The organism is Subsaximicrobium wynnwilliamsii (genome assembly GCF_007997225.1).
GTDB classification, from domain to species: domain Bacteria; phylum Bacteroidota; class Bacteroidia; order Flavobacteriales; family Flavobacteriaceae; genus Psychroserpens; species Psychroserpens wynnwilliamsii.
The window spans coordinates 224,358-238,563 of record NZ_VORM01000002.1 but is presented as its reverse complement, the minus strand read 5'-3'; the positions used below and the strand labels follow the sequence as shown (position 1 = coordinate 238,563).

Sequence of the window (14,206 nt, the reverse complement as noted above, 5' to 3'; positions counted from 1 at the left end):
AAAATGCTTTGTTGCAATGCCATTATGTTTAAAGGTATTTTAAATCCCTCCACAGGGTTTTATTCCCAGAGGCTTGCCTCGAAACACAAAATACATCTTTCATTTCATACCTGGTGGGCTTGCCCCGAGGGAATTGATTAATTCTTCTTTTGGAATTTTTGAGCTTTTTAATATTAGCGAGCACTAGCTTGACCAAATGTTCCCTACACCTCATAAAAATAGTGGTTAGAATTTTCGTGAAAAAATTTCTAACCACCATTAAAGTTTGAGTGCATCACTACATAGAAGATCTACTTACCGCACCAACTGTAATTTTATTTCTTAGCTATGGTCGATCTTAGCATCCATGCCATTTCTTCATGCTCTTGCATGAGTCCTGTCAAGAAATCCCCGGTACCTACGTCTTTATATTCATCTTCGACTTTGGAGATGTTCTCACGAATGTATTTAATCACGCTATCATGATCTTTTAGAAGCACTTCTATGTATTCTAAACTTGTATTGTCGCCCTCATACTTCTCACTAAGGTGGGTTAGTTCTAAAAACTCTGCCATGGTTGCGGGTGCGTAATGCCCTAATTTTCTAATACGTTCTGCAACGCTATCGGTAAACAATTTAATGGCGTTGTAATGTTCTTCAAAGAACAAGTGTTTGGTATGAAAATCATGGCCTTCTAAATTCCAGTGTGCACGGAGTGTTCTCGTGTAAATCAGGAATTCATCTGCCAGTAATTTTGACAATATTCCTACTGTTTTTTCTCTATGTTCTTTTGAAATTCCAATGTTGGTCTTCATAATTTAATGTTTATTTTTTGGTTATTGATTCGTACTTTTTCTAAATTAATTAATATATCTCAATTCAATCTTAATAAAATGCCAAAATATTTATAACTGAAAAAATGGATCTATTAACAAGGAAAAAGAACAAAAAACCTTGATTGCATCTTGACCTAATCGGTAAAAATTGTAGTGGATTTAATAAATTTTCCATTTTGAAACCCTAAATAAAAGCAAGCCGTTTTTTTTGGACCTTTTACTGTTTTACATGATGCTTAGCGTCTACTTTATGCATCTCATAACTGTGTGAGTAAATTGCGATACTGTTATCAAAAGGTCCTTAAGCAAAACTTATGAGATTTTCATAGGGCAGCAAGCTATGTTCGCCCCGACGTGATCCATCATCATTTCATTTTCAAGCTTCAGTTTGGAATTGAATGCTTAAGTTTTTAAAGCTGTCTCTTTTAGCTTCATCAACCCACAAGATCAATGCCTACAGATTATTGAAATCAGAAAATTAAAATACCACAATCTTCCAGGTAGTAATCTCCAGTTGAGAACGAAGACTTATAGTAAAAATCACATTTGGGCGAACTCTTTAGGTTTGCTGAACAAGACCAAAATGCAGACCCTGCTATTTCAACTAAGCGCAAAAGGTCTTCAAAATGAGTCTGGTTGGCACTAACAAATAGTTTTACCAGACACTCATTGTTAAAACATCAAACTTCGTTTTTTGGTTCCAAAGCTGTGGTATCTGTCGCAGTGCGACCAATCATAATGCCTTGGGATTGCCCTTTGCCGAGGTAGGCGTTAAACCAATTCCAGAAGGTTCTAAATCTGTTTCTGTAACTCACCAACAAATAAAGGTGGACAAATAACCATGAGATCCATGCGAGCCAGCCTGTTAATGTTGTTTTTGGTGTGGTTAAATCTGCGACCGCTTTTTGATCTCCAATGATCGCCATGGCGCCTTTATCATTATATCTAAAAGGATCGCGCTCTTTATGTTCAACCATGGCTAAAAAATTAGCTGCCAAAGCTTTTCCTTGTTGTTGTGCGACTGCTCCCAATTGCGGATGGCCTTTTGGAAACTCAGGATCTGTTTTTTGAATGCAGGCATCACCAATGGCATAGATGTTTTTTGTATGTGCTATCAAGTTGAAGGCGTCAACAGTTAGTCGGTTTCCTTTTTCATAGCTGTCCTCAGGCATCCCCTTGTATTTCATGGCTGTAACTCCAGCGGTCCAGATCAATGTTTTGGTCTCAATGGTTTCACCATCTTTAAAATAGACCTTATCCCCTTTGTAATCGGAAACCATTTTATTCAGTTTCACGATGACTCCCATGTCCTCCAAACTCTTTTTTGTGTAAGTCTGTGATTTTTCCCGCATTGGAGGCAACACAGTTGGAGCGGCATCTACCAAATAGATGTTCAATTGCTCGTCAATCAACTCGGGATAGATGTCCCTTAAGGTACGTTTACGCATTTCTGCGATCATCCCCGCGATTTCAACGCCTGAAGGTCCTGCTCCAGAGATAACGATGTTTCGCATCTTGCGTTTTTCATCTTCATCTGTGCAATAGGTATATTTCTCACCTTCCATGATGAGGTAGTTTCTCAGTTTTATGGCTTCGTTTACGGTTTTCATTGGTAAGGCATTTTTTTCGATATTTTCCATACCGAAAAAATTGCTCACTGTACCAGTGGCAATTACCAAAGCGTCATAATGCAATTCTCCCGTGGAGAGCTTTACTTTATTCGCTTCAGGAAAGACTTCCTCAAATTCTCCCAAGCGAAAAAAGAGGTTCTTCTTTCCTTTGAAAAGCGCTCGGAAAGGGATGGAAATACTAGAAATGTCCAACATGCCCGTTGCCACTTGATACAAAAGCGGTGGGAAGAAATTGTAGTTGTTACGATCTACCAAAGTGACTTTAACGCCTTTTTTACCGGCAAGTTCCTTGGCTAAGTGAACCCCAGCAAATCCGCCTCCTATAATTACAATGTGCTTTTCTTTCATGTTGGTTTATACTTTTTAATTATTAGGCTCTAGTTTAAAACAGGTACTATAACTGAATACTACAATTTTCGGCATCATGTGGCCCTTTAGACGCGATATCTATCGGTAGGGACAAGAACATGATGCCGAAAATTCAATTAATTTTGCCCTGACCCTAAAGGGAATAATTGTATTTTCTAGAATTGAGACAGCTCAAAATATCTGAATTTTAAATTTAAAGAATCATCGCTTGATTGAACTAGAGCCAATTATTACAACATTTAAGAACGTATCACTCAGAACTTGAGGTTTCCCAATTCCCTAAAAGCTTTAATCGTAATAGTCCCTAAACCTGTTGCAAACTTTCAATTAAAATGTTCTCGGCTTTTAAATTTATCAGGTTGTACGTTTTATAGTCGCCAAATATTGAAGGCTCTATCGATAACCAAATTTTTTAAAACAGCGCTTAAAAATCAGACTTCAGACAATTAACAACTGCATTTATTCTGGCTCAACAATTCCGCATTGCGCATGACCTAGATTTGAGGACACTTAAACTTCTAGTTGGGACATTCGTTTTCACTTCTGTTTCAACCAAGCCAGCGCCTTATCCTATTCATGAGCGCCAAACTCCTTGATCAAAAGACCAGGGAATAGGAATGAAAAAAGATCTGAGTCCTTATGCAACCCTATTTTATCTGCAACCACAGCCATGGCGCAAATATCGTCGAGATGGTTAAAGCTCGATTTAACATCCTCAAAAAATTGGCTCGCTGAAGCATCAAAATCACTGATTTCAATAAACAATTTTGCCTTGCGATTGAACTCATCTCGAATTTCCAAAACTGGATTGATCCCATCATAATTCAGTGCTGTAGTCTCTCCCGAAGCTTTAATCCCAATACTGTTTTTTGGTAAATCTTTAGCGATAATGAACATGCCATGTTTGTTTTAGTATTCTATTTCGTCACTGAAAAAATACTCTCGCTAAACTGTAAATAAAATCCAAAAGAGATTGAATCCTTACTATGCAATAAAGCTATTTAATAGTCTTCAGTTCCATTGACACGATTGCATTAACCCTTAACGCTAAACAAAAAGGGTTTGAATAGTTTTGCCGCGATGCACGATCGAAAATTTGGATCGTTTACCTCCCTTGGGCATCCCGATCACAAAAAAAATATCTCAAAAGCCGTCATGCTCTTTATTTCCAACCGCCACCAAGGGCTTGGTACAAATCTACAATCGCTTGCAGCTGGCTGTTTTTAGCACCCACTAAATCTAAACTTGAATTGAGCGCATTTTCTTCAGCCCTCAACACTTCAAGATAATTGGCCAAACCGTAATTCAATAATTCCTGAGAATATTCAATCGCCAGATCATAGGCATTAAACTCTTTTTGTTTGATTTCTATTTTTTCCGAAGCCGACTTATAATTGAACATGGCATCAGACACTTCTTTAGAGGCCACGAGCAGGGATTGCTTAAAGTTTAATCTGGCTTGCTCCTGCTGTGCTTGCGATACTTCGTATTGCGTCTTGATTTTTCTACCATTCAATATCGGTTGCGCAATACCACCAATAAAGGTGGCGAAGATTGAATTGGCACTAAATAATTTATCGAATTCCAAACTTTGCAGACCTCCGCTTGCCGAGAGTGTTAATGAGGGATAAAAATTGCTTCTCGCGACGTTAGTGAGTTCAAAGGCATTTCTCAAATTGAATTCCGCAGCAATCACATCGGGTCTATTGCTCAATAATTGCGATGGCACCCCCAGGGTTAGATCGGTTGTGACCACTTGCTCGGCCAATGTGGAACGTTCCATTTCCTTTGGCATATCGCCTAGAAGAATTGACAATGTATTCTCTAAAATATGCGATTGGTTCTTTAGATCAACCAAAATCCCCTGGGCAGTGTATATTTGCGCTTCCGTTTGTTTTACACTTACCTCGGTAAGGTTACCAGCTTCTTTTAAGGCTTTGGTAGTTTCCAAACCATTGCTTCGGGTTTCAATGGTGCTTTCTGTAATGATAATCTGTTCATCCACAGCGAGCAATTGATAATACACCGATGCAATATTAGCAATCAACCGAGTTTTTACTGCTTGGTGGGCGGCTACGGTTTGTAAATAACTGGCTTGAAAGGCCCGTTCATTACTTCTAATTTTTCCCCAGATATCGGCTTCCCAAGATAAGGCGCCTGTCAAATCATATTGATCCAATGCGCCGTCAAAAAAGGATCCAAATTGACTGTTTGGTGCCAATTCCTGATGGGTGTATTGTGCATTTACAGAAAACGTTGGATAATAACTAGCTTTACCCTGTTTGAAATAAGCTTCGGATGCTATGATTTGCTGTAAAGCCACACGAATATCGATGTTGTTTTCCAGTCCCTTTTCAATATACTGTGTTAAAACAGGGTCGGAAAACATCTCTTTCCAAGATACGTCTGCCATTGTGAGCGTGTCTTGTGAAAGGTTATCGGTTCTAAACTTCGCTTCATCTATATTGACATCTTTCAATTCTTGCTTAGTGTAGTCCTCAGCTACGAAACACGATTGAAGCGTAAGCATTGTAACGATGACTACACTGAATTTTATGATTATTGAATTTTTCATTTCTCTTTTACTTTTCAAATTGGCTATTAGGCTTCTTCTTTTACTGGTTTGGATTTAGAACTCACTTTTTCCTGTAACCATTGGAATAGCATATATAAGATGGGAATGATGAAAATCCCCAAAATAGTTCCTATTAACAGGCCTCCAACGGCTCCGGTACCAATTGCTCTATTACCTTCAGACCCTACTCCAGTGGCTAACACCAATGGCAACAACCCAAAGATAAATGCCAAGGAGGTCATTAAAATTGGACGCAAACGTGCTTTCGCTCCATCTATCGCGGCATCATAGATACTTTCGCCTTGTCTACGTCTTTGTATGGCAAACTCCACAATTAAGATTGCGTTTTTCGCCAAGAGACCAATCAACATGATGAGCGCAATTTGGAAATAAATATTGTTCTCCAGCCCTGCTAGTTTTGTGGTAATGAAAGCTCCAAAAACTCCCAAAGGCAGTGAAAATAACACCGAAAATGGCAATAAATAACTTTCGTATTGTGCTGCCAACAAGAAATACACAAATACAATAACCAATATTAAAATTGTGGTCGTTTGGTTACCTGCTTTCAGCTCCTCACGTGTCAATCCAGAATACGCCGTAGAATAATTACTAGGCAAGGTGGCTGCTACTTCTTCTACCGCTGCAATGCCATCACCTGTACTAAAGCCCTTGTTTAAAGCGCCTGTGATTGATGTGGAGTTAAAGAGGTTAAAACGCGTTACCGATTGCGGACCAAATGTACGCTCCAAACTTACAAACTGCGTGATTGGCGCCATTTCGCCTGTTCCTGTTCTCACAAACAAATTACTCAAGTCCTGTTTATCTGCTCTGTCACTAGGCAATGCTTGGATATACACCCTAAACTGCTTCCCAAAACGCGAAAAATCTGCGGCATAGATACTTCCAATATAGCCTTGCATGGTGTTGAATATGTTATTCACATCAACGCCGTATTCTTTTGCCAATGGCACATTGATGTCCAGTTTGTACTGTGGGTATTTTGTACTGAATGATGACTGCGCATATTGAAATTCTGGTCTTTGGCTCAACTTGCCAATGAATTCCTGATTGACTTGATCAAGTGATTCGAAATCACCCCCAGATCTGTCCAACAAATTCACTTCGATACCAGCAGAATTTCCAAAGCCGGGTATACTTGGTGGCGAAAAGAAAATAATCTTAGCTTCTGGGATTGTGGATGCTACACCAAACAAGTTCCCGATGATGGCATCTATTGAGGTTTCGTCGGTTTCGCGCTCACTCCAGTTTTCCAGCTTAATAAATCCCAATCCGTAGTTACTACCAGCACCACTAATCAAACTTCTACCATTAATCAAGGTCACGGATTCAACACCTTCAACTTGTCTAATTTTAGCACGTAAATCCCGGTTCACTTCCGCAGTTCTATCTACAGATGCTCCTGGAGCAAGTTCAACATTCACAAAGACCAAGCCCCTGTCTTCATCTGGTACAAACCCCGTGGGTGTGGTTTCAGACGCGTACCAAATACCCGCAATGGCTGCTAAAAGAATGACCACATTTATCCATTTGTGTCGGTATAGAAATCCTATCGACTGTCCGTATTTCTTGGTCATCGCACCAAACCCTTTGTTGAAGGCATTATAGAAACGCTGCAAATAGGTTTTTTTCTTTTCTTCTTCAGAATGTGGCTTTAAAAACAAAGCACATAAGGCAGGACTTAAGGTCAATGCGTTCACTGCTGAAATCATGATTGCCACAATTAGCGTCACACCAAACTGCTCATAGAACACCCCCGATGGACCTGTCACGAAGGTAACAGGAATGAATACCGCAGCCATTACCAAGGTAATTGATATGATGGCTCCAGAAATTTCACTCATGGCCTCAATAGTTGCCTTTTGAACATCTGTGGCGCCTTCATCAATCTTGGCATGTACGGCCTCTACGACCACAATAGCATCATCTACAACAATACCAATCGCAAGAATCATCGCGAAAAGTGTTAGTAAGTTGATGGAATACCCAAATAAATTCAAGAAGAAAAAAGTACCAATAATAGAGACTGGCACTGCAATCGCTGGAATCAATGTAGACCTAAAATCCTGCAAAAAGACAAACACCACAATAAACACCAATATAAAAGCTTCAATGAGCGTGGTCGTCACTTTTTCTACGGAAGCATTCAAAAACTCATTGGTGTCATAAGGAATCAAATAGTCAATACCTTCTGGAAAATCTTTTTCTAATGACGCTAACTCGGCCTTAACTTCCTCAATAATAGCTTGTGCATCAGATCCTTTTGTTTGAAAAATACCTAAGGCTACACTGGGATTACCATTTGTATTTGCGGTTGAGGCATACGATTGTGCATCCAATTCAATTTTCGCAACATCCTTTAATCTCAAGAATTCTCCATCTCCTAAAGATTTCAATATGATATTCTCATACTGTTCTTGATTTTTGAAACGACCATCATAAGTGATGACATAAGAGAATGCTTCACCATTATTTTCACCTAATGTGCCCGCTGCTGCTTCCTGACTCTGCTCGTTAATGGCAGCTGTAACATCTGCAGGTGTCAATGAGTAGGCCGACATTTTATCTGGTTTCAACCAAACGCGCATCGCATAATCCTTAGCGCCAAAAACGGTCACATTACCTACTCCATTGATACGTTGAAAAGCAGGTACGGCGTTAATTTTTAAATAATTTTGGAGATAGGTGTCATTATAGGCCTCATTAGTACTAAAAAAACTAATGAACATTAAGGCACTAGTTTGTTGCTTTTGCGTCAACACACCAGTTTGTCTCACTGCTTGAGGCAACAAGGGATTGGCACGAGCCACGCGGTTTTGAACATTTATCGCAGCAATATCTGGATCAATATCTTGGTCAAAATATACAGTAATGTTGGCTGTACCATTATTGGTCGCAGTAGATGTAAGATAAGTCATCCCTTCCACACCGTTAATCTGCTCTTCAATTGGGATGATTACACTTTCTAAAATTGTTTCTGCAGTAGCACCAGGATAGGTCGCAGACACTTGAATCGTGGGTGGTGCAATATCGGGATACTGCGTCACAGACAGGGATTGTAGCCCCAAAATACCCAAAATTACGATGATGATAGAGATGACCGTAGAGAGTACGGGTCTCGTTATAAATGTCTTTAACATGATCTCTTAAGTTATGTTATCGTATAAACTGTGATTATTGAAACTCCTTTATGATAGGCTGTGCAATGCTATCGAAATCTACCTTGTTAGGCTGTACCGCCATACCATCACTCAGTTTACTCAAACCTTTGGCAATAATGGTTTCGCCTTTTTCGAGCCCTGAATCAATGAGGTACAAATTACCGCTCTGTCCTTTGATTATTATGGGTTTTGAAGCTGCAACAGTGGCATCGCTGCTGTCCTTTTTTATAGTATAGACAAATCGGTTGTTTTGATTTTCAAAGGTTGAAGACTTTGGTACCACAACAACATTCTCAAAAACAGTTGGTACTTTTATAACACCACTGTTACCGTTGTTTAAAATCCCGTTGGCATTGTCAAATTGCGCTCTAAACGAGACCGTCCCAGTTTGTTTATTGACTTGCGAGTTGATGGTTTGAATTTTTCCTTTAGCCCCATACTCGGTACCATTGGCCAATATCAAAATCACTTCTGGCATGTTGTTGATCTTTTCTTCTTTTGTTTCTCCCTTGGCATTCTGGATAAAGTCAAGATATTCCTTTTCGTTCATGGCGAAATAAGCATACACCTCGCTAATGTCTGAAACCGTTGTCAATGGTGTCGCATTGCTTGGACTAACCAGCGCCCCTTTTCTCAAACGAATCGAACCAACATAACCATCAACAGGGCTCGTTATGGTACCGTAATCAATGTTTGAAGCGATGCTGTTGTAAGCGCTTTTTGCCTGTTGCAATTTGGCTTCAGCAGTTTCCAACTGCACAGGACTGATGATGCTTTTGTCCACTAAAGGTTTTAGTTTGTCAACCTCAACTTGGGCAGCATTCACGTTGGCTTGAGCTGCTGCGGCATCTTGGTTCATGGATTGTGTTTCAAGCTTAAACAAGGTTTGCCCTTTGCGTACTTTTTGGCCTTCATCTACCAAGACGTCGGTAATATACCCAGAGATTTTTGCCCGAACTTCACTGTTTATGATACCCTCAATACTGGTTGGATAATCAGTATAGACGGTTACTGTTTTTGTTGGCACTTCAATTACTGGTAGCACCATAGCGCGTTGCTTGGCAGAAGCGGGATTTTGCCCAGCTTCATCATTTCCACAAGAACTTGCTAAGATCAAAAGTAACAGTGGCATTAGGTTTTTAGTGATGGTATTCATGTGTTTCGGTGTTTTAAGCTTGCTTTTCGAATTGGTTGATTTCTTCAATTTTCTGATTTATTTTTGTGCGCTGATCTTCTAAATGCTCTTGAAACAATAAACCAAGCGATTTTTCATTTTTAAATTTCTCGGGATTATGTTCTTTATTGAACTGATTGACTTTTTGAACAATTTTAAGTTCTTTGTCGATTAAGTGAACCTGCTGTTCCATCGTGTTTTTAATATAGAATTGAGACGTGCGGAAATACCGTTTACGATCTCCAGGCTTCGTGTAGTAGTCTACATAATGCAGTTGCAATAAAACATTCAAATTACTTGATACAGAACTCTTAGTCGCTTGCATGCTAGTGACTACATCTTCAAAACTCATCCCTTCGTAGCACGAAAGAATAAGCAATGCATAAATCCTTGACGCTAAGGGAGAGAGATTGGCGCGTTCTTCCAAAAGAACACCCACATCTTCAATGAGCTGTTTTTTATGATGAGATAATTCCATTTTTTAGGCTATCATTTAAATTCTTTGCAAAAATACGTCTAGTTCGATATGTATCGAACTAAACAGCGTTAAGCATGTGTTAAAAGTTATCCAGGAAAAAAGAATACAGAAAGGACAGTATGAAGCGCTGTCAATTGGATGGATTTTACAAAAAATCAGGCTTTTAAGAGCAACTGCCTTTATGATATTTTTACGTTAGGCTCTTTATTAGAACCCGCTCGCAAGATCCCATAGCCAATAATTGCGGAGATGAAAGAGCCAATGAGGATGCCAATTTTAGCGGAATCTATAAACTCTGGAGATGAAGCAAAGGCTAAACTGGCAATGAAGATGGCCATGGTAAACCCAATCCCCGCTAAAAATGCAACACCTACGATCTGTTTAAAACTAATCTCGCTAGGCACTTCAATCAATCTCATTTTTTGGGCTAGTAAAACTAGCGACGTGATCCCAATACCTTTGCCTAAAATTAAACAGATCACGATATTGGTGATCAAAGCTGTATCTAGATCATCAGTATTACCAATGAGCACCCCTGCGTTGGCAAGTGCAAAAATTGGAATAACGAAATACGCCACCCAACCGTGCAAGTTATGCTCCAAATGTTGCAATGGTGACTGAAATTTCCTAGCCCAATCATCAAGATCATCAATAGAAGAAATTTGTTCATTAGAGAGCAACGGCTTTTGTAAGATACTGGCGTTCTTAATGTCATTATACACTTTCTCTAACTGTACCAAAAAAGCTGAGGTGTTGATTTTCTGTCTTATGGGAATGGCAAATGCCAATAAAATGCCGGCAACTGTAGGATGAATACCAGCTTTCAAAAAGAGGAACCAGACCGACAACCCTAAGAAAAAAACCAAGAACCTCGAGTAGTAGCCTTTATAAGACAAGAGATACAAAACGGCCAACATCACCAAAGCAATCGACAATAAGGTCAAATTGATTGAACCACTATAAAAAATGGCAATTACCAAAACCGCTCCAATATCATCCACAATGGCAAAAGCCGTCAAAAACACCTTGAGACTCAAAGGCACACGGTTTCCCAAGGTGTTTAAGATGGCCAATGAAAAAGCGATATCTGTAGCCATTGGCACGCCCCAACCTTTCGCTGTCTCAGGATTTTGATTAAGTACCAGAAAGAAAACCACAGGCACCAACATACCACCCAGAGCACCCACCAAAGGGAAGGCGATTTTTTTTGCAGAGTTGAGCTCCCCAATCATTAGCTCACGTTTGATCTCCAAACCAATCAAGAAAAAGAAAATGGCCATCAAGCCATCATTGATCCAAAGAATCAAGGGTTTTTTAAATTCAAAAGTTTTTGTGACAATACCAACATCATATTGCCAAAGCTCTCTATAAGTATCCCCAAAAGGTGAATTTGCCCATACCAAAGCGATAATTGTAGCAAGCAATAGTAGGATACCACTGAAACTTTCAATTTTTACGAACTTTTGGAAAGGGCTTAAGAATACTTCTTTTATCATATAAGTGGTTGCGTGTTATCAACAAAATAAGCTTCAAATATAGTGTTTCGTTGCTAAAAACTTATTGTGTAAATGATTTACTTTTAAGCATCAGCCAGAAAAAGGACGCTCTCTTGGACAAAACGCTATCAGCTAAGTTCTTATTTGAGCTTAAATAATTCAAGCGCTTTACTGGGATTAACCGTGTTAAAATACTGAAAATGTATTGCTACATCCATGATTAAAAGTCCTGGTCTCCAGGATCGGACTAATCTTAAAAACGTGAATTTTCAAATGCTCAACTACAAGGAAACTTTTTTTTAAAAGTTTCCATTTTAATGCCAGAATTTTAAGAATCTACGAGTTGCATTGTAATGGTAATTGCAGCTTTTCGAAAAATTCAGAAAAAAAACCAGTGGCAAATTGATTTACAGAAACGGCGACAGCAACCGCACTACTTTCTCCCATAAATGAACGCGTTTTGGTCGGTTGCCCCAAGCCGCTGCATCTATTTGCACCGATGCTTTTAAGTCGTTTTCAAAGACTTCGGAAAGTTGTGCGGTCATATTTTTACTGTATACCATGGCATTGACCTCAAAGTTGAGATCAAAACTTCTATAATCCATATTTGCTGAACCAATAATGGCGAGATCATCATCAATGACCATTGTTTTTGCGTGAACAAACCCCTTATTGTATTTATAGATTTTGGCACCATACTGAAGCAATTCGGTATAATAGGCACTGGCCGCTGTATTTACCATTTTAGAGTCTGAAACACCCGGAATGATAAGCTTCACATCCAATCCACTTTTGATGGCAATGATCAAAGCATCCATCATACTCTCGCCGGGAATAAAATAGGGACTCGTGATATGGATGCGTTTTTTGGCCGACGCTATGGCTTGCAGCAGGGCATAAAGAATGACAGGCTGAGTGCTGTCTGGTCCTGAGGCCGCGAACTGCAGCACTTCATCTCCAATGGCATATTGTCTTGTGCTATCTGGAAAATAGCCTTCAGCATATTCTAAAGGTGTTGTGCTACAAAAATTCCAATCGGCCATAAATAAATATTGCAAATAGGCTGTGGCCTGCCCATGGATCATCAAATGTGTGTCTCGCCAATACAAATGCTTTGCTTCATCTAAATCATTTCGATATGTATCGCTCATGTTGATGCCACCCACAAAACCGACACTGCCATCAATAATCACAATTTTTCGATGGTTTCTATAATTGAGTCGGTTGGCTAAAGCATACCATTTTACTTTATAAAATGGCGCCGTTTGGACACCCGCATCATTGAGTTTCTTTAGGAATGATTTTTTTAAGTCATGACTTCCAAAATCATCGTACATAAAACGCACCTCAACCCCTGCCTTTGCCTTCCTAATTAAAAGCTCTGCAACTTGATTTCCTGTGAGATCATCTTCATAAATGTAATATTCCAAATGAATGTGGCATGTGGCCTTTTCCAAGGCTTCCAAAAGCACCGGGAATTTTTCCTCGCCATTCACAAGTAATTTCAACTCGTTATTGGCTGTTAATGGGGAGTTGCCAGACCTACGAATAAATTCAACTAAGGTTGCTCGGCGTTCTGCTATCAAACCTGATTTGCTAATCGTTTCAGAATAGATGTCCATTTTATGTGTTAAGCTTTTCCGAAGTGGCTCATCCATTAGCATTTTCTTACTGTAAAGTTTTCGTTTTCGATAATTGATTCCGAAGGAAAAATAGAAAATCATCCCAACAAAAGGCACAAACACAACAAAAAGAATGTATGCCAAAGTTTTGGTGCCACTTCTTGTATCGTACAACACCCTTAAAATGACTAGGATCACTAAAATAATGTAAGCGATTTGTAGGAGTAAAACCCAATTCATTGTCCTTGTTTTTATGCTGTAGTAAATTAAGATATTTTGAGTAAGGACGAGTTTATTAGAACAAAAAGTCCTCAGGATCCAGAAATTTAGGAGCAATGAGGTCTGTTGCAGTAAACGCTATTTTTTTTGAGCTAAACACGCTGGTTAACCATTCTGCTTTAAACGGTTTCTTCGCTTTTGCCTTGATATTACATGAATGAGCAGCCCTATGTTTTTCAAGGACTTACAAGCTGGTTTTTTTCTGTATTTCTTCGGAAAGCTAATCCATTTGTTTCAAACTATGCGCTCCAAAAAACAACCCGATACAAATTGGAGGCTTATTTGGATGTTCTGCCAGAAAGATGACCTCAATTTATGAAAGCAGCATCAGTATTCATCGGTTCAGCCATACAATTAGGCATAGGGCTTGGATTTTTCCATCCATTGGCTCAACTTTTGCAGATTTCTAACTAAAATAACAAAAACTGCTAACTTTTCAATGAACGGGCTCCTTATCAATCTGGGTCATAAAACTAAGAGTCGGCGTTTTTCGTCATACTAGTTGGCGCAGGTTTAGGTTTGCGATGTGCTACAACAGCTTCTACATATTCTGGAATTGCGAAGATTCGTTTGGCAAACTTATTGTAT

9 protein-coding genes are annotated in these 14,206 nt (G+C 39.3%); all 9 read right to left on the bottom strand.

What is annotated here, in order from left to right:
- Nucleotides 1-314: 314 nt before the first annotated feature.
- The 9 genes from ESY88_RS02405 to cls all read right to left on the bottom strand — a co-directional run bounded on the left by ESY88_RS02405 (nt 315) and on the right by cls (nt 13,579).
- Nucleotides 315-794, bottom strand: a complete 480-nt coding sequence (locus tag ESY88_RS02405) for a Dps family protein (protein WP_147085304.1) — start codon at nt 792-794, stop codon at nt 315-317.
- Nucleotides 795-1,495: 701 nt separating this feature from the next.
- A complete protein-coding gene (locus tag ESY88_RS02400) occupies nt 1,496-2,794 on the bottom strand; it encodes an NAD(P)/FAD-dependent oxidoreductase (protein WP_147085303.1) in 1,299 nt (432 codons plus the stop codon).
- A 591-nt stretch (nt 2,795-3,385) separates the two neighbouring features.
- Complete coding sequence (locus ESY88_RS02395; RefSeq protein WP_147085302.1) at nt 3,386-3,712, bottom strand: SpoIIAA family protein; 327 nt, start codon at nt 3,710-3,712, stop codon at nt 3,386-3,388.
- Nucleotides 3,713-3,977: 265 nt separating this feature from the next.
- Nucleotides 3,978-5,390 carry an efflux transporter outer membrane subunit gene (locus tag ESY88_RS02390; RefSeq protein ID WP_147085301.1) on the bottom strand — a complete coding sequence of 471 codons (1,413 nt, stop codon included), beginning with the start codon at nt 5,388-5,390 and terminating at the stop codon, nt 3,978-3,980.
- 26 nt (nt 5,391-5,416) lie between these two features.
- Nucleotides 5,417-8,548 carry an efflux RND transporter permease subunit gene (locus tag ESY88_RS02385; RefSeq protein WP_147085300.1) on the bottom strand — a complete coding sequence of 1,044 codons (3,132 nt, stop codon included), beginning with the start codon at nt 8,546-8,548 and terminating at the stop codon, nt 5,417-5,419.
- 34 nt (nt 8,549-8,582) lie between these two features.
- Nucleotides 8,583-9,725 carry an efflux RND transporter periplasmic adaptor subunit gene (locus tag ESY88_RS02380; RefSeq protein ID WP_147085299.1) on the bottom strand — a complete coding sequence of 381 codons (1,143 nt, stop codon included), beginning with the start codon at nt 9,723-9,725 and terminating at the stop codon, nt 8,583-8,585.
- Nucleotides 9,726-9,738: 13 nt separating this feature from the next.
- On the bottom strand, nt 9,739-10,221 hold the full coding sequence (locus tag ESY88_RS02375) for a GbsR/MarR family transcriptional regulator (protein ID WP_147129016.1): 483 nt from the start codon (nt 10,219-10,221) through the stop codon (nt 9,739-9,741).
- A 179-nt stretch (nt 10,222-10,400) separates the two neighbouring features.
- Entirely contained in the window at nt 10,401-11,717 is a 1,317-nt protein-coding gene (gene nhaA, locus ESY88_RS02370; RefSeq protein WP_147085297.1) for a Na+/H+ antiporter NhaA, read from the bottom strand.
- A 407-nt stretch (nt 11,718-12,124) separates the two neighbouring features.
- A complete protein-coding gene (gene cls, locus ESY88_RS02365) occupies nt 12,125-13,579 on the bottom strand; it encodes a cardiolipin synthase (RefSeq protein ID WP_147085296.1) in 1,455 nt (484 codons plus the stop codon).
- Nucleotides 13,580-14,206: the final 627 nt, after the last annotated feature.